Source organism: Vibrio sp. 2CM40D (genome assembly GCF_023161825.1).
GTDB classification, from domain to species: domain Bacteria; phylum Pseudomonadota; class Gammaproteobacteria; order Enterobacterales; family Vibrionaceae; genus Vibrio; species Vibrio alginolyticus.
On record NZ_JALNTL010000014.1, the window covers coordinates 1 to 20,975 of the forward strand.

Annotated in this window: 24 protein-coding genes; 14 read left to right on the forward strand and 10 right to left on the reverse strand. The window is 46.8% G+C overall.

Annotation, left to right across the window (positions count from 1 at the left end):
* Positions 1 to 84 precede the first annotated feature (84 nt).
* Positions 85 to 633 carry a gamma carbonic anhydrase family protein gene (locus MTF70_RS21825; protein WP_005379096.1) on the forward strand — a complete coding sequence of 183 codons (549 nt, stop codon included), beginning with the start codon at positions 85 to 87 and terminating at the stop codon, positions 631 to 633.
* A gap of 7 nt (positions 634 to 640) precedes the next feature.
* Here MTF70_RS21825 and MTF70_RS21830 read toward each other — a convergent pair whose 3' ends face one another.
* From MTF70_RS21830 to MTF70_RS21845, 4 genes are all read right to left on the reverse strand, one after another.
* The gene (locus MTF70_RS21830) at positions 641 to 904 is read right to left on the reverse strand and encodes a DUF1488 domain-containing protein (RefSeq protein WP_064376867.1); all 264 of its coding nucleotides are present in this window, start codon (positions 902 to 904) and stop codon (positions 641 to 643) included.
* A 3-nt stretch (positions 905 to 907) separates the two neighbouring features.
* Entirely contained in the window at positions 908 to 1,741 is an 834-nt protein-coding gene (gene aroE, locus MTF70_RS21835) for a shikimate dehydrogenase (RefSeq protein ID WP_017821584.1), read from the reverse strand.
* Positions 1,742 to 1,842: 101 nt separating this feature from the next.
* A complete protein-coding gene (gene hemF / locus MTF70_RS21840; RefSeq protein ID WP_005379086.1) occupies positions 1,843 to 2,760 on the reverse strand; it encodes an oxygen-dependent coproporphyrinogen oxidase in 918 nt (305 codons plus the stop codon).
* 47 nt (positions 2,761 to 2,807) lie between these two features.
* Positions 2,808 to 3,365 carry an L-threonylcarbamoyladenylate synthase gene (locus tag MTF70_RS21845; protein WP_005379084.1) on the reverse strand — a complete coding sequence of 186 codons (558 nt, stop codon included), beginning with the start codon at positions 3,363 to 3,365 and terminating at the stop codon, positions 2,808 to 2,810.
* A gap of 199 nt (positions 3,366 to 3,564) precedes the next feature.
* On the opposite strand from MTF70_RS21845, the gene purE reads away from it, so the two are divergent.
* Both purE and MTF70_RS21855 read left to right on the forward strand, forming a co-directional pair.
* Positions 3,565 to 4,050 carry a 5-(carboxyamino)imidazole ribonucleotide mutase gene (gene purE, locus MTF70_RS21850; protein ID WP_017635614.1) on the forward strand — a complete coding sequence of 162 codons (486 nt, stop codon included), beginning with the start codon at positions 3,565 to 3,567 and terminating at the stop codon, positions 4,048 to 4,050.
* Positions 4,051 to 4,054: 4 nt separating this feature from the next.
* Positions 4,055 to 5,188, forward strand: a complete 1,134-nt coding sequence (locus MTF70_RS21855) for a 5-(carboxyamino)imidazole ribonucleotide synthase (RefSeq protein WP_064376866.1) — start codon at positions 4,055 to 4,057, stop codon at positions 5,186 to 5,188.
* A gap of 65 nt (positions 5,189 to 5,253) precedes the next feature.
* Here MTF70_RS21855 and MTF70_RS21860 read toward each other — a convergent pair whose 3' ends face one another.
* The 4 genes from MTF70_RS21860 to MTF70_RS21875 all read right to left on the reverse strand — a co-directional run bounded on the left by MTF70_RS21860 (position 5,254) and on the right by MTF70_RS21875 (position 8,569).
* On the reverse strand, positions 5,254 to 5,823 hold the full coding sequence (locus MTF70_RS21860; protein WP_064376865.1) for a topoisomerase DNA-binding C4 zinc finger domain-containing protein: 570 nt from the start codon (positions 5,821 to 5,823) through the stop codon (positions 5,254 to 5,256).
* Positions 5,824 to 5,899: 76 nt separating this feature from the next.
* Positions 5,900 to 6,379 (reverse strand): DUF494 family protein, encoded by a 480-nt coding sequence (locus MTF70_RS21865; protein WP_033906575.1) that lies wholly within the window; start codon positions 6,377 to 6,379, stop codon positions 5,900 to 5,902.
* Between the two features lie 2 nt (positions 6,380 to 6,381).
* Positions 6,382 to 7,491: a DNA-processing protein DprA gene (gene dprA, locus MTF70_RS21870; RefSeq protein WP_064376864.1), complete on the reverse strand. Its 1,110-nt coding sequence runs from the start codon at positions 7,489 to 7,491 to the stop codon at positions 6,382 to 6,384.
* The gene (locus MTF70_RS21875; RefSeq protein ID WP_033906576.1) at positions 7,475 to 8,569 is read right to left on the reverse strand and encodes a LysM peptidoglycan-binding domain-containing protein; all 1,095 of its coding nucleotides are present in this window, start codon (positions 8,567 to 8,569) and stop codon (positions 7,475 to 7,477) included. Before MTF70_RS21875 ends, dprA begins: the two co-directional genes overlap by 17 nt.
* 138 nt (positions 8,570 to 8,707) lie before the next feature.
* On the opposite strand from MTF70_RS21875, the gene def reads away from it, so the two are divergent.
* The 6 genes from def to MTF70_RS21905 all read left to right on the forward strand — a co-directional run bounded on the left by def (position 8,708) and on the right by MTF70_RS21905 (position 15,077).
* Positions 8,708 to 9,226 carry a peptide deformylase gene (def, locus tag MTF70_RS21880; protein WP_005379068.1) on the forward strand — a complete coding sequence of 173 codons (519 nt, stop codon included), beginning with the start codon at positions 8,708 to 8,710 and terminating at the stop codon, positions 9,224 to 9,226.
* A 33-nt stretch (positions 9,227 to 9,259) separates the two neighbouring features.
* Positions 9,260 to 10,207: a methionyl-tRNA formyltransferase gene (gene fmt, locus MTF70_RS21885; protein WP_005379066.1), complete on the forward strand. Its 948-nt coding sequence runs from the start codon at positions 9,260 to 9,262 to the stop codon at positions 10,205 to 10,207.
* 80 nt (positions 10,208 to 10,287) lie between these two features.
* Complete coding sequence (gene rsmB, locus MTF70_RS21890) at positions 10,288 to 11,571, forward strand: 16S rRNA (cytosine(967)-C(5))-methyltransferase RsmB (RefSeq protein ID WP_064376863.1); 1,284 nt, start codon at positions 10,288 to 10,290, stop codon at positions 11,569 to 11,571.
* A 63-nt stretch (positions 11,572 to 11,634) separates the two neighbouring features.
* Positions 11,635 to 13,011: a Trk system potassium transporter TrkA gene (gene trkA, locus MTF70_RS21895; RefSeq protein WP_005379062.1), complete on the forward strand. Its 1,377-nt coding sequence runs from the start codon at positions 11,635 to 11,637 to the stop codon at positions 13,009 to 13,011.
* Positions 13,012 to 13,020: 9 nt separating this feature from the next.
* On the forward strand, positions 13,021 to 14,466 hold the full coding sequence (locus tag MTF70_RS21900) for a TrkH family potassium uptake protein (RefSeq protein ID WP_005386656.1): 1,446 nt from the start codon (positions 13,021 to 13,023) through the stop codon (positions 14,464 to 14,466).
* A gap of 26 nt (positions 14,467 to 14,492) precedes the next feature.
* Positions 14,493 to 15,077, forward strand: coding sequence for a DUF3157 family protein (locus MTF70_RS21905; protein WP_054575337.1), 585 nt, complete (start codon positions 14,493 to 14,495; stop codon positions 15,075 to 15,077).
* A 33-nt stretch (positions 15,078 to 15,110) separates the two neighbouring features.
* Here the strand turns inward: MTF70_RS21905 and MTF70_RS21910 are convergent, their stop codons facing one another.
* Both MTF70_RS21910 and MTF70_RS21915 read right to left on the reverse strand, forming a co-directional pair.
* Positions 15,111 to 15,764: a hemolysin III family protein gene (locus MTF70_RS21910; protein WP_005386658.1), complete on the reverse strand. Its 654-nt coding sequence runs from the start codon at positions 15,762 to 15,764 to the stop codon at positions 15,111 to 15,113.
* A 70-nt stretch (positions 15,765 to 15,834) separates the two neighbouring features.
* Positions 15,835 to 16,641 (reverse strand): sporulation protein, encoded by an 807-nt coding sequence (locus MTF70_RS21915; RefSeq protein ID WP_064376862.1) that lies wholly within the window; start codon positions 16,639 to 16,641, stop codon positions 15,835 to 15,837.
* Positions 16,642 to 16,937: 296 nt separating this feature from the next.
* Between MTF70_RS21915 and MTF70_RS21920 the strand changes: the two genes are divergently transcribed.
* From MTF70_RS21920 to MTF70_RS21940, 5 genes are all read left to right on the forward strand, one after another.
* Positions 16,938 to 17,105 (forward strand): hypothetical protein, encoded by a 168-nt coding sequence (locus MTF70_RS21920; protein ID WP_005379043.1) that lies wholly within the window; start codon positions 16,938 to 16,940, stop codon positions 17,103 to 17,105.
* 166 nt (positions 17,106 to 17,271) lie between these two features.
* Positions 17,272 to 17,538, forward strand: a complete 267-nt coding sequence (locus MTF70_RS21925) for a DUF1040 family protein (RefSeq protein WP_005379040.1) — start codon at positions 17,272 to 17,274, stop codon at positions 17,536 to 17,538.
* 308 nt (positions 17,539 to 17,846) lie between these two features.
* Complete coding sequence (gene ccoG / locus MTF70_RS21930; RefSeq protein WP_064376861.1) at positions 17,847 to 19,268, forward strand: cytochrome c oxidase accessory protein CcoG; 1,422 nt, start codon at positions 17,847 to 17,849, stop codon at positions 19,266 to 19,268.
* 48 nt (positions 19,269 to 19,316) lie between these two features.
* Positions 19,317 to 20,303: a serine/threonine protein kinase gene (locus tag MTF70_RS21935; protein WP_005379037.1), complete on the forward strand. Its 987-nt coding sequence runs from the start codon at positions 19,317 to 19,319 to the stop codon at positions 20,301 to 20,303.
* Positions 20,304 to 20,337: 34 nt separating this feature from the next.
* Entirely contained in the window at positions 20,338 to 20,940 is a 603-nt protein-coding gene (locus MTF70_RS21940; RefSeq protein ID WP_005379036.1) for a thiol:disulfide interchange protein DsbA/DsbL, read from the forward strand.
* Positions 20,941 to 20,975 lie beyond the last annotated feature (35 nt).

A 20,975-nucleotide genomic window follows, 5' to 3' on the forward strand; every position in this document is an offset into this window, starting at 1 on the left:
TGGGTGTTTTTTATTCTAAAAGGCGAGTTTTCACTACTATTCTACCTCCATACACCCTGTAATCGCCCTGAATAAGGAAAAAAGATGAGCTCAATGAGAAGCTACAAAGGTATAAAGCCTGAACTTGGTGAGCGTGTTTACGTTGACCCAACCTCTGTTTTAGTCGGTGATATCCGAATTGGCGATGATTCTAGCATTTGGCCATTGGTAGCAGCGCGAGGCGATGTAAACCACATTCACATTGGTGATCGAACGAATATTCAAGATGGCAGTGTTTTGCATGTCACCCATAAGAACGCCGAAAACCCAAACGGCTACCCATTGATTATTGGTAATGACGTTACGATTGGCCACAAAGTGATGCTGCACGGTTGTGAGATCCACGATCGTGTTTTGGTTGGTATGGGAGCTATTGTTTTAGATGCTGTTGTAATTGAGTCAGAGGTGATGATCGGAGCAGGCAGTTTAGTGCCACCTGGGAAAGTATTAGAAAGTGGCTACTTATATGTTGGAAGCCCAGTAAAACAAGCTCGCCCTCTATCAGAAAAAGAACGAGCTTTCTTGCAAAAGTCTGCCAACAACTATGTGCAGAACAAAAACGACTACTTAAATGAAGTAAAAGACTTGAACTAAAGCCCTGTTAACCGATGATGATATAGCCTTCTTCGTTGAAGGCTTCATCTTCTATTAGCTCTTCAGCCATTTCTTCTAGGTCGAATCGGTAATCAGTAAACACTTTAATTGCCGCTTGCTCAGTTTCAATCAGTGAACCACTGAGCTTTTCTAACTTTTGTTTCGTCACAAAGCACTCTATTAGTGCGCCTGATTGTTGCGCCGAAAAGTTTACCGATTGTGATACTTCATCCCATGATTGAATATCTGGGAATAAGATGGATTGATTCATCGCTTATTGACCTTCAAGGTTCTTTCTTAGTTCTCTGAGAATTTGTTTGGCACCAGGACGTAAGCCACGCCAGAGCATAAAGCTTTCCGCAGCCTGCCCAACTAACATTCCAAGACCGTCATACGCATGAGCGGCACCATTCTCTTTTGCCCATAAGTTAAAGCTCGTCACCCCTTTGCCATAAATCATGTCATAGCTTGTACTGTTAGCGGCAAAGATGGAAGATGAAATAGTCGGCAGTTCACCACTAAGAGAAGCGGATGTGGAGTTAATGATGACATCATACTCTTCATCAATACTTGCCATCTCTTTGGCGAGGATAGGACCGTGAGAGACAAACAGCTCTGCGAGCTCCTGTGCTTTACTAAAGGTACGGTTGGTAATGGTTAAAGAGGTCGGCTTTTGATCGAGTAGTGGCTTAATAACACCACGAGCTGCACCACCAGCGCCAATAATTAGGATTCGCGCACCTTCCAATACAACCTGATGCTGAAGCAGATCTTGCACTAAACCTGCACCATCAGTGTTGTCACCGATGATTTCACCATCGTCTAACTTCTTGAGGGTATTTACCGCGCCTGCTAACTGAGCCCGTTCTGTCAATCGACTAGCAAATTGATAAGCATCTTCTTTAAATGGCATAGTGATGTTACACCCCTTGCCACCTTCAGCAAAAAACACCTTCGCCGCGTCAATAAAACCATCAACAGGTGCACTTTCTGCGGTGTACACCAAAGATTGATTAGTTTGACGAGCAAACAAGGTGTGAATGAATGGCGACTTACTGTGTCCGATAGGATTACCAAACACGGCATAGCGATCGATTTGCTGGGTCATTTCCTTACCTTTGTTCCTTATTTAGATATAGAGAAAACAGGGCCACCTGATTACAGATGACCCTATCACTATCTATCTATATAGAAAAGGAGATTCCGTGCTTACCACTCTCGTGGCGTTAGGTATCGCTCGTAAAGTTCAGCTTCTGGCGATCCCGCTTCTGGCTCGTAGCAGTACTCCCAGCGAGCGAGCGGCGGCATTGACATCAGAATCGACTCAGTACGCCCACCACTTTGTAAACCAAATAAGGTACCACGGTCATACACTAAGTTGAACTCTACGTAACGGCCGCGACGATATAGTTGGAATTCACGCTCACGCTCACCATACTTGAACTCTTTACGACGAGAAACGATCGGCAAGTAAGCCTGGCAATAGCCTTCACCGACTGCTTTGATGTAAGCAAAACACTTATCAAATTCCCACTGGTTTAGATCATCAAAGAACAAACCGCCAACACCGCGAGTTTCATTACGATGTGGTAGGAAGAAGTATTTGTCACACCATGCTTTATGCTCTTGGTAAACATCGTCACCAAATGGCGCACAAAGCAGTTTTGCAGTGTCGTGCCATGATTGGCAATCTTCTTCAAATGGATAGAACGGCGTTAGGTCAAAACCACCACCAAACCACCAAATTGGGTCTTCGCCATCTTTTTCTGCAATAAAGAAGCGAACATTGGCGTGTGAAGTCGGTACATAAGGGTTTTTAGGGTGAATAACCAAAGAAACACCCATCGCTTCAAAACGACGACCCGCTAGCTCTGGACGATGCGCTGTCGCAGATGCTGGCATTTCTTTCCCTTCCACATGCGAGAAGTTCACGCCTCCCTGCTCGAAAACAAGGCCATCACGCATAACACGTGAGCGCCCACCGCCACCAAGACGTTCGCCCGGTTCACGATGCCATGCATCCTCGACAAAGACGGCCTTTCCATCTTCTTGTTCTAACTGCTGACAAATGGAGTCCTGAAGTGACATCAAGAACTGCTTTACGGCGTGCTTATCGATCGCTGACATACGTTATTACCTATTACGTGAAACCTAATGATGGCTGGCTAGCAGGGTTAACCCTGTCTTAATATTTGTGAAGTTTTGGCGTCACGAATCTCGCTGGGTTTATCACGACCGCTGGTCTCGCCACGAAGAATGGCGACCAGCTTATCACCCAACTGCTCTTCGACTTCTTCCGTGGTCATACACGGTGGTAAGCCGGAAAGATTCGCGCTGGTAGAGGTTAACGGCTTTCCGAATGCATTACACATTTTTTGCACCAAAGGATGATCAGTCACACGAACCGCAATTGAATCAAACTGCCCTGAAACCCAGTTGGATACTTTATCGCTCGCTGGCATGATCCAAGTGTATGGGCCTGGCCAAGTGGCATGAACAGTCTGTAATTGTTCTTCAGTCAACTGAGATTCATCAATATAAGGCAAGAGCTGATCATAACTTGCCGCGATGAGAATCAGCCCTTTTTCTACCGGACGCTGCTTGAGCTCTAATAGCTTTTGAATTGCTTCTGGGTTATCTGGATCACATCCGACACCAAAAACCCCTTCTGTTGGATAGGCAATCACTTCGCCTTGCTTGAGTGCGTTGAGCACTTGTTCAAAGTTATCCACCGATTACTTCCTATTTGTTTGACTGTGTTGTTTTCACTAAGTGTACAAATATTCATTCTCAGACACTAAAGCAATTTTTTTATAAAATGTATCAATAGCGCCAACAACAAGACGCAAACGTTTGCTTGAGATAAAAATCCCCGTATAATGCGTACAAATTTATAGCTCACCTAATTTTTGCAGCTTAAAGGAGTTTGAGATGAAAGTCGGTATCATCATGGGTTCTAAATCCGATTGGCCAACCATGAAACTAGCAGCGGACATGCTAGACCAATTTGGCGTGCCTTACGAAACAAAAGTCGTGTCAGCACACCGAACTCCTCAATTACTGGCTGACTACGCTAGTGGCGCAAAAGAACGCGGCATCAAAGTTATCATCGCAGGCGCAGGTGGTGCAGCCCACCTACCAGGTATGGCGGCGGCGTTTACTAGTTTGCCAGTGCTTGGGGTTCCCGTTCAGTCTCGTGCACTGAAAGGTATGGATTCACTGCTTTCTATTGTACAGATGCCAAAGGGAATTGCGGTTGGTACATTGGCGATTGGCGAAGCGGGCGCAACAAACGCCGGTATCCTAGCAGCGCAAATCCTAGGCACTCATGATGAAAACATCATGGCGAAGGTAGAAGCATTCCGTAATGAGCAAACGGAAACAGTTCTCGCAAATCCAAACCCTGCAGAGGATTAATCAGATGCATGTACTGGTTCTTGGTGCGGGTCAGTTGGCTCGTATGATGTCTCTGGCTGGTGCGCCACTGAATATTCAAATTTCAGCTTACGATATCAGCAGCGGTGATGTCGTTCACCCTTTAACTCAACAGGTACTTGGCCATGGCTTGGAAAATGCGATTATGCAAGTTGATGTGATTACTGCCGAGTTCGAGCATATTCCACATGACGTGCTCAAGGTTTGCGAAGCGAGCGGCAAGTTTCTACCAAGTACGCAAGCCATCAAAGCAGGTGGTGATCGCCGTATTGAAAAAGCACTGCTTGATGATGCTGGCGTGCGCAACGCGAAATACTACGTCATTGAAACTCGTGAAGACTTTGACCGCGCAATTGAACACGTTGGTATGCCAATGGTTCTGAAAAGTGCATTAGGTGGTTACGATGGTAAAGGCCAATGGCGCTTAAAAGAAGCTTCTCAAGTCGACGACATTTGGACTGAGATGGCAGAGTGCATCGCGGCAACACCAACTCAAGCGATTGTTGCTGAAGAGTTTGTTCCTTTTAACCGCGAAGTATCACTGGTTGGTGCTCGAAGCAAAGATGGCAGTGTGGAAGTGTATCCTCTGGCAGAGAACGTCCACACCAACGGTGTATTGAGTCTTTCTACTGCGATTGATGCGCCAGGGTTACAGGAACAAGCAAAGCAAATGTTCACGGCAGTCGCAGATAGCCTAGATTACGTTGGCGTATTAGCGCTTGAGTTCTTTGATGTCGATGGGGCACTTTTAGTGAATGAGATTGCTCCACGCGTGCACAACTCTGGTCACTGGACACAGCAAGGTGCAGAAACGTGTCAGTTTGAAAACCATCTGCGCGCAGTGTGCGACTTACCATTAGGCAGTACGAAATTAGTTCGTGAAACCTCAATGATCAATATTCTTGGTGAAGACACACTACCAGAAGCATTGTTATCAATGGATGGTTGCCACCTTCATTGGTATGGCAAAGAGAAACGTGCAGGTCGCAAGATGGGACACATCAACGTGTGTGGCGACTACCCAGGAGAATTGCACCGTAGGCTGTGCGCTCTGGCAGACATCTTAGACCCAATAGCTTTCCCTGCTGTGCAAGCATTCGCTAAACAGCCTCAACACTAACGTTTGGCAGCAAAAAAACAAAAAAGGGTCGCACGATGCGACCCTTTTTAATTCCTTTGATGTATTTACCCTTGCTGGGTGTGCTGACACTTACGATTAGCACATTGCAATTTCACACCACTGGCAAGTTTCTTCTCCACCAACAGAGTAAAACCACACTCTTCGCATCGCCCCTTGACCGGAGCAAGGTTCACAGCAAATTTGCATTTAGGGTAGTTATCACACGCGTAGAAAGTTTTGCCAAATCGGGTTTTACGCTCAACCAAATGTCCTTTGCCACATTCAGGGCAAGCGTGTTGCTCTTGTGACTGCGCCTCTGGCTCTGGTTGATTAATCGACTCAATATGATGACAAGCCGGGTAGTTACTACAACCGACAAACATGCCGTAGCGCCCTTGGCGGAGTACCAACTCATTGCCACACTCAGGACAAGGCACACCCAACTCTTTCACGATGTGCCCATCATTGCTGTGTAGCGGTTTAATGTAATCACAGCTTGGGTAATGGTTACAGCCGAGAAATGTGCCATGTTTTCCGTGCTTGAGAGTCAGCTCACCACCACATTTTGGACACGGCTCGTGCTCCAAAGCGTGTTCATGGGCAGAGAAAAGGGTGTTGTCGATTTTACTACTCATACTTACCGTTTCGTGAAAAACACACAAAAAGACAAACTCGCGTTTATTCTAGCTAAACTCGAACTTGCCCAGATGGTTAGTGAAGAATCCCTTGTTCCTTGGTGTACAACAGCTCTTCCATTAGCGTGTAAGCGTTTTCGTTGCCAGGCACATTAAACAGCACCATCAGAATGATCCATTTGAGGTCTTCAAGCTCAAACTCACTCGTTTCTAATCCCATCACTCGGTCAATCACCATTTCGCGAGTTTCTGTGGTTAACACATTGATTTGCTCGAGAAACAATAGAAATCCTCGGCATTCCAAATCTAAACGCTGCGTCTCTTTCGCTGTGTAGATACGAGTTGATGACGAAGCCATGCAAGTCGAGATTGCAGAAGAGGTGTCACTTTGCTGCAATGCGGCAAGCTCTTCTAACCAGACAAGGGCTTTGTAGATATCTTTTTGTTGGAAGCCTGCACGAAGCAACTCTTCTTCCAACTCGTCTTGTTCGACCTGTAACTCTGCATCGCTATGGATGTAGGTTTCGAATAGATACATCAGTATATCCATCATCATAGCTAGCCCCTCCCCTTTCGAATATAGCCACCTGAAACCGCAACGACATGCCCAGAGAGTTCTAACTCTAAGAGCTGCATCATGACTTCTTGGACAGGTATATTGGTCCTGTTTGCAAGAATATCAACCGGTGTAGCTTCACTTCCTACGTTAGCTAACAGCTGAGGAAATGGCAATTCTTCTTCATCATTTAACGTAGAAAATAAATCGGTACTCTGATTAATAGACCAATCAAGCAAGGACTGTATTTCATCTAAGACATCTTTCGTCTTTTCTACGAGGCAAGCGCCATGACGTATCAACTGGTTTCCACCGCAGGCATTGGGGGCATTGATTGACGCTGGCAGCGCAAATACTTCTCGACCTTGCTCAAGCGCGTAACGAGCTGTAATTAACGAGCCGCTCTTTTTCGCCGCCTCGACGACCAGTACACCAAGCGATAATCCACTAATAATACGATTACGACGCGGGAAGTTTTCTGGGCGCGGCTTGGCATTAGGCCGAAACTCAGACACCAAAGCCCCGTGTTCAATAACACGTTGCGCTAAACTACGATGACGTGCTGGATAAATATTTGCTAAACCAGATCCTAGCACCGCAATCGTCTTACCACCGGCTTGCAACGCACCATCATGCGCATGACCATCAATGCCTAAAGCGAGACCACTGGTGACAATAAAATCGTGCTGAACAAACTCTGCAGCAAACTGACGTGCATGCTGTAATCCATCAATACTCGCATTTCGACTGCCAACCATCGCGATTTGTGGCTGAGAGAGACAAGTAGGGTTTCCTTGAACAAAAAGTAGAGGTGGCGGTGCAACGATTTGTTTGAGTTGAGGTGGATAACGCGGGTCAGTCAGTGTCAGGATATGATGACTTGTAGAAGCCTCAAGCCAGCTTAAACAAGCATCGACTTCTTTATCTGTTGAAGCCCAAGCTTGAATTTGCTTAGTTGTTAACCCAAGTTGTTGTAGCTGTTCAGGAGAGAAGTTTACGATGTTACGTGGCGTGTCTCTAGCCAGTAGCTTATTCATTTTGACGCCGCCAATGCCTGGTAAACAACTCAGTTTTAACCAGGCAGCGAGATCATCGTTATTTCGTCGATTCATCGATGGTTAATTCGTCCGCCAACGGTGACACCACCGAAATATCTTGGTTAATGGGTTTAGTACTGTTAGTGATCAGTGCCAAGCTAAAGTACTCATAAGGACGAATGACCAGCAACTCACCAACTTTGCTTTGAGGCAAAGTAATTTTCTTATCAAGCACGCCAAACTCTTTCTTGAACTCATCGCCGTCTTTGTAAACTGGGTGCGCGTCTTCTTTTAAATCAAACACACTGCCTTGCTTCAGATTGTCTGACGTGCCTTTATCAATCACCACGACTTGGTTAGTTGAACTAAAGCGAATGCCTTCGATATTACCTAGCAACTTTGCAGAACTGCCTTGTGGCGACGGCAGCGGATAGAACGTAGTCGTGAAGTCAGTATTCTCAACCGATTGATTTGGCAACGCGATATCGTTACGTAGGATTTCTTGCATTTGCGATGTAAGCTTCAAACCTGAATAATCACTCGAAGCTTCAACGAGCTCGCCTTTGGCAATCAAACGCAGCGCGGTAATCTCTTCGGACACATCGTCACGCGAAAAGGTAGCTACTGGTCGGTAAATAGCCCAACCTGTCGCGGTCTGATTGCCATTGATATACAGCACATCTTCTGCAGTCAGATACTTACTGCCTTTGCTGCTACCCATCACTTTTGCTGCTCTGTTCAACGAATCTTTATCTAGCAACCGATCCGATTGAAGGTAAGGCATCACCAAACCTTCCGCAACGGTTGGTACGGCTTTCTTTTCTGTGATGCGAGCTTTCGGGCTCAGCTTCTTAACCGGTTTTAGGCTCAACACGGGCTGACCGTTAATCCACACCAAAGACAGCTTGTCTCCGGGATAAATTAAATGAGGGTTATCGATTTCCGGGTTTACTTGCCATAAACGAGGCCACAACCACGGGCTATCTAAGTACATGGCCGAAATATCCCATAGCGTATCGCCCTTCACGACTACATACGTTTGTGGCGCATCATCTTTAACAGTCAGTGGGTTCGCATCCACATTTGCTACAGCGTTGAAAGAGAAAAGTAACGGCAACGTAACACTGGCAACGTTGCGGAAAATTCGATTCATGACCCTCGTCCTTGGTCTATTAAGCAGGAACCAGAATGGAAATTGGTGCAAGGATGCTGTCATTTAGGCTATAAAATGTCTAGAATTGAGCCAACAAGGTTTGTGCTGTTTCGGCACAGTTCAATATTTCGAGTGAATATGTCTGTATTACAAGTATTAACATTCCCGGATGATCGCCTGCGCACAGTCGCAAAGCCTGTTGAAGCGGTGACCCCTGAGATTCAAAAAATCGTCGATGACATGATTGAAACCATGTACGACGAAGAAGGTATTGGCCTTGCTGCAACGCAGGTTGATATCCACAAACGTATCGTAGTGATTGATATTTCAGAAACTCGCGATGAGCCGATGGTGCTAATCAACCCTGAGATTCTGGAAAAGCGTGGCGAAGATGGCATCGAAGAAGGCTGTCTGTCGGTACCAGGTGCACGCGCACTTGTGCCTCGCGCTGCAGAAGTTACCGTTAAGGCACTGGATCGTGATGGCAAAGAGTTCACCTTTGAAGCCGACGACCTGCTAGCGATTTGTGTTCAACACGAGCTTGATCACTTACAAGGTAAGCTGTTCGTGGATTACCTATCGCCACTGAAACGCAAACGCATTCAGGACAAGCTAGCGAAAATCAAACGCTTTAACGAGAAGCAGCAAAACGCTTAATCTCGAACCATACCAATTAGAAGGAAGTCTACCTTGAGTCAGTCTTTACGAATTGTCTTTGCAGGTACTCCGGATTTCGCCGCCCGTCACTTGGCGGCGTTGTTGTCTTCGGAGCATGAAGTCATCGCGGTTTACACAAACCCAGATCGTCCAGCGGGTCGTGGCAAAAAATTGGCTGCGCCACCGGTAAAACAACTGGCGCTAGAACACAATATCCCGGTTTACCAACCTGAAAGCTTTAAGTCCGACGAAGCGAAACAAGAACTTGCCGATCTGAACGCCGACCTCATGGTTGTCGTGGCGTACGGTATGCTGCTGCCACAAGCGGTTCTTGATACCCCTAAACTGGGTTGTATCAACGTACATGGTTCTATCCTACCTCGTTGGCGTGGTGCGGCTCCAATCCAACGCTCTATTTGGGCGGGCGATGCAGAAACTGGCGTGACCATCATGCAGATGGATATCGGTCTCGACACTGGTGATATGCTGAAGATTGCAACTCTGCCAATCGAAGCGACAGATACCAGCGCTTCAATGTACGAAAAATTGGCTGAGCTTGGTCCAGAAGCCCTGATTGACTGCCTAGTAGACATTGCTGCGGGTAAAGCAGTGCCAGTGAAGCAAGACGATGAGCTCGCGAACTATGCGAAAAAGCTCAGCAAAGAAGAAGCACGCATCAACTGGAACGACGATGCGGCGCACATTGAGCGCTGCGTTCGTGCATTTAACCCATGGCCAATGAGCCACTTTGAGGCGGCAGAAAACAGCATCAAAGTATGGCAAAGCCGTGTCGCAGAGCAAACCAGTGACAAGCCAGCCGGCACCATCGTGCAAGCAGATAAAACCGGTATTTATGTTGCGACAGGCAACGGCGTACTGGTGCTAGAGCAACTGCAAGTTCCTGGCAAAAAAGCCATGTCAGTTCAGGATATTCTGAATTCGCGTGCGGCTTGGTTTGAAGTGGGCACTCTGCTGGTTTAAGCCATATTAGGGGTTATCATCCCCAATAATACGAACTTTTAGAGGGCAGAGATGCCCTCCTTTACTTTAAGGTACTCATCATGAATGTTCGCGCTGCGGCTGCTAACGTCCTGTATCTTGTCGTCGACAAGGGCCACTCACTTTCAAGCGCTCTTCCAGCGGCTCAACAAACGGTACGACCTCGTGACCACGCTCTGTTACAAGAGATCTGTTACGGTGCGCTACGTTACCTCCCTCGCCTAGAAATGATCGCAAACCAGTTGATGGATAAGCCCCTCAAAGGCAAACAACGTGTATTCCATCACCTAATTCTGGTTGGTATTTACCAACTGAGCTTCATGCGTATTCCTGCGCACGCAGCAGTTGGTGAAACGGTTGAAGGCACTAAAGAGCTGAAAGGTCCTCGTCTGCGTGGTTTGATTAACGCTGTATTGCGTAACTACCAGCGCAACCAAGAAGAACTCGACCAAATGGCCGTCAGCAACAACGCTGGCAAGTACGGTCACCCAAGCTGGTTACTAAAACTGCTGCAAGAGGCCTACCCACAGCAATGGGAAAGCATTGTTGAAGCGAACAACCAAAAAGCACCAATGTGGCTGCGTGTGAACCATCAACACCACACTCGTGATGAATACCTTGCGCTGCTCAAAAATGAAAACATTGATAGCACGCCACACACAGAAGCAATGGACGCCATAAAATTGGCCGCACCATGTGACGTGATGAAGCTACCTGGTTTTGAAAAAGGTTGGGTTTCGGTCCAAGATGCGGCGGCGCAGCTCTCGATCAACTATCTAAAACCACAAGACGGCGAACTGATTTTAGATTGCTGTGCAGCGCCAGGTGGCAAGACGGCGCACATTCTAGAGCGCACGTCAGGCAGTGAAGTGGTCGCGATTGACTGCGACGACACACGCTTGAAACGTGTGCATGAAAACCTGAAGCGTCTCAACCTTCAGGCAAAAGTGGTTTGCGGTGATGCGCGTAATCCACAAGAATGGTGGCAAGGCGAGCAATTTGATCGCATTTTGCTGGATGCCCCATGTTCTGCGTCTGGCGTGATTCGTCGTCATCCAGACATCAAATGGCTACGTCGTGCAGACGACATCGCCGCATTAGCAGAGCTGCAAAGTGAAATTTTTGATGCCATGTGGACGCAACTGAAGCCCGGCGGCACCATGGTTTACGCGACTTGTTCAATCACACCGCAAGAAAACGTGGAGCAAGTAAAAGCGTTTTTAGCACGTACCGCGGATGCGCAACTGCTGGATTCTGATCCCGACCAGCCTGGTCGTCAAATTCTACCAGGCGAAGAAGATATGGATGGTTTCTACTACGCAGTACTAACTAAAACACACGCGTAACAGCATGCTAAATAGGGCGATTGAAGTGATTTCAATCGCCTTTTTCAGATACGAGAAAAGAGTATGAAGATCATTATTCTTGGTGCAGGTCAGGTTGGCGGCACACTGGCAGAAAACCTAGTGGGTGAAAACAACGACATCACCATCGTCGACAATAATGCCGACCGACTGCGTGAATTGCAGGACAAATACGACCTACGTGTGGTCAATGGCCATGCGAGCCATCCAGACGTGCTACACGAAGCTGGCGCGCAAGACGCCGATATGCTCGTCGCAGTAACCAACACTGATGAAACCAACATGGCCGCCTGTCAGGTCGCGTTCACTCTATTCAATACCCCAAACCGCGTTGCGCGTATTCGCTCTCCAGAATACTTGGCAGAAAAAGAAGCCCTGTTTAAATCTGGCGCTATTCCTGTTGATCACCTTATCGCACCAGAAGAACTCGTTACGAGCTACATCGAACGTCTGATCCAATACCCAGGTGCGCTGCAAGTGGTGAGCTTTGCTGAACAGAAAGTCAGCCTAGTGGCGGTGAAAGCCTACTATGGTGGCCCGTTGGTGGGTAATGCGCTATCTGCTTTGCGTGAGCACATGCCGCACATTGATACCCGTGTGGCAGCTATTTTCCGCCAGGGTCGCCCGATTCGCCCACAAGGCACCACGATTATTGAAGCCGACGATGAAGTGTTCTTCGTTGCAGCAAGTAATCATATTCGCTCAGTGATGAGTGAGCTTCAGCGCCTAGAAAAACCGTACCGCCGCATCATGATTGTTGGCGGGGGTAACATCGGCGCAAGCTTGGCAAAACGCCTAGAGCAAACTTACAGCGTGAAGCTGATTGAGCGTAACTACCAGCGTGCAGAAAAGCTCTCTGAGCAACTAGAAAACACCATCGTGTTCTGCGGTGATGCGGCAGACCAAGAGCTTCTCTCGGAAGAGAACATCGACCAAGTCGACGTCTTCATCGCGCTGACCAACGAAGATGAAACCAACATCATGTCTGCAATGTTGGCAAAACGCATGGGCGCTAAAAAAGTGATGGTGCTGATCCAACGTGGCGCTTATGTAGACCTGGTACAAGGCGGCGTAATTGATGTAGCAATCTCACCTCAGCAAGCCACTATTTCAGCCTTGCTAACGCACGTTCGTCGCGCTGATATCGTAAACGTATCCTCACTTCGCCGCGGCGCTGCGGAAGCGATTGAAGCCGTCGCTCACGGTGATGAAAGTACATCTAAAGTGGTTGGACGTGCGATTGGAGATATAAAGCTTCCACCTGGGACCACCATTGGTGCTATCGTTCGTGGCGAAGAAGTTCTTATTGCCCACGACCGTACGGTCATCGAGCAGGATGATCATGTGGTGATGTTCCTGGTCAACAAAAAATACGTATCAGACGTCGAAGCGCTATTCCAACCGAGTCCATTTTTCCTCTAGGATTTTCCTATGGTCAACTTACGTCCCGTACTGTTTGTTATCGGGCTGGTTTTATCCAAACTGGCCCTGTTTATGTACGTGCCGACTTTGGTCGCTTTCTTTACCGGTACGGGGGGATTCCTCGATTTCGCCCAAGCCGTTGTGATCACGCACCTTGCCGCCTTCATCTGCCTAACGATAGGTCGAACCGCCAAGTTCAAACTCAGCGTACGCGATATGTTCCTCATCACCAGTTTGGTTTGGACCATCGCGAGTGCGTTTGCCGCCTTGCCATTTGTGTTTATCAACCACATCAGCTTCACCGACGCCTACTTCGAAACGATGTCGGGTATCACCACGACGGGCTCAACGGTGCTCAGTGGCCTAGACAACATGGCGCCGAGCATCTTGCTATGGCGCTCTATTTTACAGTGGCTTGGTGGCATTGGTTTTATCGTGATGGCGGTAGCAGTGTTACCTATGCTGAATGTCGGTGGTATGAAGCTATTCCAAACCGAATCATCAGATTGGTCGGATAAAAGTAGTCCAAGAGCGAAAACGGTCGCCAAAAACATCGTAGCGGTTTATTTGATGCTAACGGGCTTATGTATTTTGGGCTACTTGGTCACCGGCATGAACCTGTTCGAAGCAATCAACCATGCCTTTACTACGCTATCGACAGGTGGATACTCTACATCTGATGGGTCAATGAACCACTTCTCTAATGGCGCACATTGGGTGGCCACTACCTTTATGTTCTTAGGTGGTTTGCCATTTTTGCTCTTTATCGCCGCGTTACGTAAACGCCGTATTGATGTGTTGGTTAACGACGCTCAAGTTAGAGGATTTGCGTACCTGTTCGTATTCTCAAGCTTAGTGATTTCAGCTTGGTTAGTGATTCGAGATGGGTACACCATTTTGGATGCCCTGCGAGTGTCGATGTTTAATATTGTCTCTGTCGTCACCACAACTGGCTTTGGCTTAGAAGACTTCACCGCATGGGGCGCATTACCCACTACTCTTTTCGCATTCTTAATGATGGCGGGAGCATGCTCAGGATCAACGTCTGGCGGGATCAAAATCTTCCGCTTCCAAATTGCGATGACGCTGCTAAACAAACAAATGATGAAGTTGATTCACCCTTCAGGGGTGTTTGTACAGCGTTATAACCAGCGACCGGTGAATGATGATATTGTTCGCTCAGTGGTGGCATTTGGCTTGATGTTTTTTATCACCATTATCTTTATCGCGGGTTGTTTAAGTGCACTTGGCCTCGACCCTGTGACCAGTATTTCTGGCTCAATCACCGCCGTTGCCAATGTTGGCCCTGGTATGGGCAGTGTGATTGGCCCGACAGGCAACTTCGCGCCTCTGCCCGATACTGCCAAATGGCTCTTAAGCTTTGGGATGTTAATGGGCCGCTTGGAAATTCTGACTATTCTTGTACTGTTCTTTCCTGCGTTTTGGCGCCGCTAAGCAGACTCTAATTAAAAGGTATAACAATGAAAACATGGATTACTCTGGCGACCCTACTTGCCGCCTCATCCACATACGCCGCCGAGGTCATCACTTTAGCCGATGGTCGAGAAGTGAAGTTGAACGATGACTTTACCTGGGAATACGTCATGAAAAAACCGGCGCAGCAAGCGACGGAGACACAAACAACAGCAAGCGTAGTTGAAACAATCGCAGCTCCTGCGATTGCGACAATTCCAGTGGTAACGAAAACCGTTGGCACGACCGTGGTGGTAAACGCCAAAAAGCCAACCATGCAGCTATCAGATTCAGGTGTGGATGTATTGATTGGTTCAGCAAGCTATCAAAGCGGTGAGCTTGTTTTACCTACATCAATCACCAACCAAAGCTCTCAATCTGTCATTCAAGTGGAAGTTGAGGTGCAAGTGTTTGATATGTCTGGTCAGCAACTGGCAAAAGAAAACGTGACTGTTTGGCAATCCATCAAGCGCATGGCGGATACCTACCTGCGACCACAGCAAGCAGAACAAGGTAAGAGCATTAAATTGGCTGTACCGCAATCACAGCAATACCAGTTTTCTGCCAAAGTGCTAGAGGTAAAAACTCGCTAATACGTGTTTAATATTCTTTGTTGAGCCTATCGGCTAGATAGGCTCAACAAAGTAATAAATCGCAAAGAAATGGCACACGCAGCCAGCCAAAACAAAGCCGTGCCAGATCGCATGGTTAAAGGGAATGCGCTTCGCAACGTAGAAAATCACCCCCAGTGAATACACAATTCCACCAGCGGCAAGCAGTGTAAGTCCGCCGACATCCAAGTTAATAGCTAATTGATAAATCACAATCAACGATAACCATCCCATCACCAAGTACGTCATCAAAGAAAGCTTTTTAAATCGATAGACGAACGCAACTTTCATGATGATGCCGATCAACGCAATGCTCCAAATAACGATCATCAACCCAAATGCTAGAGGTGTTCTTAAGCTGACTAACAAGAAAGGGGTATAGCTGCCTGCTATCAAAAGATAAATAGCACAGTGGTCGAAGGTTTTTAGCCAACGTTTCGCTTTGGGATAAGGGATCGCATGATAGAGCGTCGAGGCCAAAAATAGCACGATAATACTCGCACCATAAATCGCCATACTGGTAAGCGTTAAAGTGTCAGCTTGATGGTCTATGGCTTTAACTAACAGCAGTATCAAGCCAACAATACCAAAAATCATCCCTATACCGTGGGTGATGGTATTGGCCAGTTCTTCACGTTGACTGTATTGAGGTTTCTGCAGTTCGGACATCAATGCGCCTATACTAGAGTTTGAAATTTGCTCTAGTATGGCACATTAGGCTTACACGTGTAAGCTTAAATTAAGACTCATGAACGGTAGTAGTTTGATCGAGATAATTGAGTACCAGTTCGCCAACTTGATCTGGCTTAGTCGTGGCAGGGATGGTCAGCTCTCGCTTGAGTTTGCCACTACCCAGTAAGCTCGCGAGCATGCCACCTTGCCCCTTGCGTGTGCGGTCAACTTCAAACCATAACTTGAGCTCTTGCTCACTGCGGTGGGCAACAAATTCTAATTCGCGCCACACGCCGTGGTAAGGTCCGTCGGTTGGCACCAGCTCAAACTCTTGCACAAATGGTAGATCGAATCCTTTCACTTCCTCGCATTCCACCTGGCGAATTCGTAAACCTTGCGCTTCAAATGCAGATAGTACCGCATCCATCAGTGGATCAGGTCGAACGGTGAGGATGTCTTTATCAGTCGGATCCAAAGCAGCAGCAACGTCTAAGCCGGTTTCTAACCATACTTTGGCATCACCAATGGTGACAGGCGTGTTCCAAGGCACATCGAGCTTAACATCGAAGGTACGCTCTTCGCCGGAATGGATGGTAAATGCGTAAGGGAGACTCCACTTAGCAAGCACATGAGTTTGAGGTACTCGGCGCATGCTGTGTCCTTCTCGCGCACCACGGTCATCAGGGGCTTCTGCGATGTAGCGGCAACAGAGTTTTAAATCAATGTTGTCGATCGCTTGTTCAGTCGCACCACCATATACATGGATCGACACATCCACACTTTGACCTGGGTATAGCACGTCTTGGTTTAAGATTGAGTCTACCTTCGCGCTCCCAATCCCAAAACTGGCAAGTGTCTTCTTCAAAAATGACATAGGCACCTCCTTCATCGAGATCTCATACTACTACTGCTGATCGTGGGATCAAACAAAAATTGCCTCGAACATCGCGACAAAATGACAAAATCTAAACAATTCAATTGCTCAACTATCGACCAATTATTACAAGGATGCTAATCTTACACTTGATATGCATGCATATCGGTATTCCTGACTCATTAACTGGATTGGCGAGAGCCAGAAGAGTGATTCTTCAATCTTGTTGGAGCCTAGCTCATAATGATTCAGGCCATTACATCGGCAATGGATATGCCTGACAGTTAGGTAAATTAATGCGCCCAACAACAGTCAGGTTCGCACACACTAATACTAGTGCAATGCGCCGCCGCAGTGGCTTTACTACTGCACCAAAGGCAAAGCAAGTTGCGCCAGCAATGACATTGGTTGAGAAGACAGCAATGATGTCGAGTGTTCCGGCCAAAGTTATCAAAGCAGCTTAATCAAAAGCGCGGCGCCAGCTGCGCTTTTTTCTTTGCACGCGACTCATAAAGCTTCAAAGACTTAGAACAAACTACAGTGAAAGAGATAGTTTTTCCTATTTGGTCTTCGCAAAGCAATTTGGTACCTTTACTGCTAATTACACCTATAAATTCTGTGGAGAAAGACATGAAGTGTCATCGCATTGAAGAGCTGCTTGAGCTACTAGAGCCTGAATGGCATAAAGATCAAGAGCTGAACCTCTTGCAGTTCATCGTTAAGCTGGCAAAAGAAGCAGGCTACAAAGGAAAGCTAGAAGATCTGACCGACGATGTACTGATCTACCACCTTAAAATGCGTAATAGCAGCAAAGATGAAATGATCCCTGGACTCAAAAAAGACCAAGAGGACGATTTTAAAACGGCGATCCTACGCGCTCGTGGCATCATCAAATAACCAGCTCAACAGCCAGTATTCTTTAAGCGACTCTCTCTGTGAGTCGCTTTTTTATAACCAAAGTTTTTAGTCCCACAATTGGTTATAACTGTTCAGCCAATTATCAGGTTAACTGTACTGATTTTTGTTGTTAAACATTGACTGCGTTAAAGAAACGGAATTGTTATTGATTGTATAATCGCCGTTCATCAGTATTTACTAAAATAATTATGTTCGGTCATCTTTATGACGGAACGAGCAGCAATGTCATCGAGCGACATCAATAGAAATGACGCCGTACATTATAAAAGCCTAAGAAGGATGAGTGCATGAGTCAGGACAAGATCGATATCAAAGATGTGACTCCTAAAACCTATAATCCCAAAACCCATAAAGGAAACGGGGATCGGTTTAACCCAAGTAATCGCATCTATGTACGCGAAAGCAAAGGGACTTACCAGAAACTACGTCGTTACGGTGGTTGGTTCTTACTACTTCTCTTCGCTTTGATACCGTGGATTCCTTACGGTGAACGTCAAGCGATCTTACTTGATATTGGCAACCAGCAGTTCAACTTTTTCGGTACCACCCTGTACCCACAAGATCTTACCCTACTCGCCTTGCTGTTTGTGATCGCGGCGTTTGGGTTGTTCTTTATTACCACCTTCTTAGGTCGGGTTTGGTGTGGCTATCTCTGCCCACAAACCGTCTGGACCTTCATGTATATCTGGTTTGAAGAGAAGCTCGAAGGTAGTGCCAATAAACGCCGTAAACAAGACTCCAATAAGCTGACGGCGAATTTAGCGATGCGTAAAACCGTCAAACATATAGCTTGGTTTGCCATTGCACTCGCCACTGGTTTTACTTTTGTTGGCTACTTCGTACCAATGAAGCAATTGGTTATCGACTTTTTCACCTTTAACGCCAACTTCTGGCCCGTCTTTTGGGTAATGTTCTTTGCCATTTGTACTTATGGTAATGCTGGTTGGATGCGTTCCATCATGTGTATTCACATGTGTCCTTACGCGCGCTTCCAGTCTGCCATGTTTGATAAAGACACCTTCATCGTTGGCTACGATGCAAAACGTGGGGAAAAACGTGGCCCACGTCCGCGTAAAGCCGATCCAAAGCAACTTGGTTTGGGTGATTGTATTGATTGTGATTTGTGTGTGCAGGTGTGCCCAACAGGTATCGATATTCGTGACGGCTTGCAGTATGAATGTATCAACTGTGGCGCCTGTATTGATGCGTGTGACAACACCATGAATCGCATGGGCTACGAGAAGGGCCTAATTAGTTACACCACCGAGCACCGCTTATCGGGTAAGAGTACCAAAGTCATGCGTCCGAAGCTGCTGGGCTATGGAGCTGTGCTACTGGTCATGGTCGGTCTTTTCTTTGCCCAAATTGCAGCGGTAGACCCAGCCGGTATGAGTGTTATTCGCGACCGTAACCAACTGTTCCGCGTTAATAGCTCGGGCGAAGTAGAAAACACCTACACCCTCAAGGTGATCAACAAAACTCAGCAAGTGCAAGAGTACTCGTTGGATGTTGAAGGGCTATCCGATGTAAGCTGGTATGGTAAGCAGACAATTCAGGTCCAGCCAGGTGAGGTATTGAACCTGCCAATGAGTCTTGGTGCCGATCCTGACAAGCTAAACTCTGCGATTACGACAATTCAGTTTATACTCACCGATAAGAGCAACGAATTCACCATTGAAGTGGAAAGCCGATTTATCAAGAAGCTATAACTTCGATGACTAATGGAAAAAGGCTCAGTAATGAGCCTTTTTGTTTATATGTCCCAAAGTATGTTTAACTTTGACGCCCTTACCCCAGACTTTATGTGGTACGCGTTAGAAAGCATCGGCGTTCGCGCAGAATCAGGCTTTCTTCCCCTCAATAGCTACGAAAACCGTGTTTATCAATTCACTGACGAAGAGCGTCGTCGTTATGTCGTCAAGTTTTACCGTCCTGAACGTTGGAGCAATGAACAGATCCAAGAGGAGCACGACTTTACTTTAGAGCTGATTGGCAATGAGATCCCCGTCGCACCACCTGTGCGCATCAACGGTGAAACCCTGCATCACTATCAAGGCTATGCTTTTGCGCTGTTTGATAGTGTGGGTGGTCGCCAATACGAGGTTGACAATTTAGATCAGCTCGAAGGTGTAGGGCGTTTCCTTGGCCGAATCCATAAAGTCGGCAGCCGCCAAGCCTTCCAACATCGCCCTACGATCGGCTTACAAGAATACCTGTATCAACCAAGAGAGATTCTGCAAAACGCCAATATGATTCCAATGCACTTGGAGAACAGCTTCTTCAATGACTTGGATATGCTGATCAAATCAATTGAAAGCCACTGGCAAGAAGGCTTCAATATGATTCGTTTGCATGGCGATTGCCACCCAGGCAATATTTTGTGGCGAGATGGCCCTATGTTTGTTGATTTGGATGACGCTCGTAACGGCCCTGCAGTACAAGACTTATGGATGCTACTGAACGGTGAACGCCAAGACAAACTGATGCAGTTGGATATTGTTTTAGAGGCTTACCAAGAGTTTTGCGACTTTAATCCTGCAGAATTGAAACTAATCGAGCCACTTCGCGGTCTACGAATGGTGCACTATATGGCATGGCTAGCAAAACGTTGGCATGACCCTGCATTTCCTCTCGCTTTTCCATGGTTTAATGAGCCAAAATACTGGGAAGGTCAGGTCCTTGCATTTAAAGAGCAGATCGCCGCTTTAGAAGAAGCACCGCTGTCTTTAATGCCTCAATGGTAAGTCAGGCCAAAAATTCAAAAATGGAGATATTTCGATGAAAAAACTGTTCGCACTGTTTTCTATGCTGATGTTAAGCCTGTCGGCACATGCAGCGCAATTCAAAGAAGGTGAACATTACAAAGTATTGGATCTTGAGGCATCAAAAAAACCTCTTGTGACGGAGTTTTTCTCTTTCTACTGCCCGCACTGTAATAGCTTTGAACCAGTTATCCAGCAACTGAAAAAGCAGTTGCCAGAAGGTACTAAGCTATTAAAAAACCACGTTTCTTTCATGGGTGGCAACATGGGCCCATCAATGAGCAAAGCCTACGCAACGATGGTTGCACTAAAAGTGGAAGACAAAATGGTGCCAGTGATGTTTAACCGCATCCACAATCTAAAGAAAGCACCACGTAATGATGAAGAACTTCGTCAAATCTTCCTTGATGAAGGTGTAGACGCGAAAAAATTCGATTCTGCATTCAAAGGCTTCGCGGTTGATTCAATGGTTCGCCGTATGGACAAGCAATTTGAAAACAGCGGTCTAACCGGCGTTCCTGCGGTTATCGTTAACAACAAATACCTAGTTCAAGCACAAAGCATCAAAACGATGGATGAGTACTTCTCTCTGGTGAACTACTTGCTGACACTAAAATAAGCACATCGATATCAATCAAAAGGGGAGCACGTCGC

Excerpts from the sequence above, each read along its gene's own strand:
- aroE (WP_017821584.1), bottom strand. The coding sequence starts at position 1,741 with ATGACCCAGCAAATCGATCGCTATGCCGTGTTTGGTAATCCTATCGGA.
- MTF70_RS21825 (WP_005379096.1), top strand. The coding sequence starts at position 85 with ATGAGCTCAATGAGAAGCTACAAAGGTATAAAGCCTGAACTTGGTGAG.
- purE (WP_017635614.1), top strand. The coding sequence starts at position 3,565 with ATGAAAGTCGGTATCATCATGGGTTCTAAATCCGATTGGCCAACCATG.
- MTF70_RS21940 (WP_005379036.1), top strand. The coding sequence starts at position 20,338 with ATGAAAAAACTGTTCGCACTGTTTTCTATGCTGATGTTAAGCCTGTCG.
- trkA (WP_005379062.1), top strand. The coding sequence starts at position 11,635 with ATGAAGATCATTATTCTTGGTGCAGGTCAGGTTGGCGGCACACTGGCA.
- MTF70_RS21830 (WP_064376867.1), bottom strand. The coding sequence starts at position 904 with ATGAATCAATCCATCTTATTCCCAGATATTCAATCATGGGATGAAGTA.
- MTF70_RS21865 (WP_033906575.1), bottom strand. The coding sequence starts at position 6,379 with ATGATGATGGATATACTGATGTATCTATTCGAAACCTACATCCATAGC.
- dprA (WP_064376864.1), bottom strand. The coding sequence starts at position 7,491 with ATGAATCGACGAAATAACGATGATCTCGCTGCCTGGTTAAAACTGAGT.
- MTF70_RS21920 (WP_005379043.1), top strand. The coding sequence starts at position 16,938 with ATGCGCCCAACAACAGTCAGGTTCGCACACACTAATACTAGTGCAATG.
- MTF70_RS21925 (WP_005379040.1), top strand. The coding sequence starts at position 17,272 with ATGAAGTGTCATCGCATTGAAGAGCTGCTTGAGCTACTAGAGCCTGAA.
- MTF70_RS21910 (WP_005386658.1), bottom strand. The coding sequence starts at position 15,764 with ATGTCCGAACTGCAGAAACCTCAATACAGTCAACGTGAAGAACTGGCC.
- hemF (WP_005379086.1), bottom strand. The coding sequence starts at position 2,760 with ATGTCAGCGATCGATAAGCACGCCGTAAAGCAGTTCTTGATGTCACTT.
- MTF70_RS21935 (WP_005379037.1), top strand. The coding sequence starts at position 19,317 with ATGTCCCAAAGTATGTTTAACTTTGACGCCCTTACCCCAGACTTTATG.
- rsmB (WP_064376863.1), top strand. The coding sequence starts at position 10,288 with ATGAATGTTCGCGCTGCGGCTGCTAACGTCCTGTATCTTGTCGTCGAC.
- def (WP_005379068.1), top strand. The coding sequence starts at position 8,708 with ATGTCTGTATTACAAGTATTAACATTCCCGGATGATCGCCTGCGCACA.
- MTF70_RS21875 (WP_033906576.1), bottom strand. The coding sequence starts at position 8,569 with ATGAATCGAATTTTCCGCAACGTTGCCAGTGTTACGTTGCCGTTACTT.
- MTF70_RS21855 (WP_064376866.1), top strand. The coding sequence starts at position 4,055 with ATGCATGTACTGGTTCTTGGTGCGGGTCAGTTGGCTCGTATGATGTCT.
- MTF70_RS21905 (WP_054575337.1), top strand. The coding sequence starts at position 14,493 with ATGAAAACATGGATTACTCTGGCGACCCTACTTGCCGCCTCATCCACA.
- ccoG (WP_064376861.1), top strand. The coding sequence starts at position 17,847 with ATGAGTCAGGACAAGATCGATATCAAAGATGTGACTCCTAAAACCTAT.
- MTF70_RS21900 (WP_005386656.1), top strand. The coding sequence starts at position 13,021 with ATGGTCAACTTACGTCCCGTACTGTTTGTTATCGGGCTGGTTTTATCC.
- MTF70_RS21915 (WP_064376862.1), bottom strand. The coding sequence starts at position 16,641 with ATGTCATTTTTGAAGAAGACACTTGCCAGTTTTGGGATTGGGAGCGCG.
- MTF70_RS21860 (WP_064376865.1), bottom strand. The coding sequence starts at position 5,823 with ATGAGTAGTAAAATCGACAACACCCTTTTCTCTGCCCATGAACACGCT.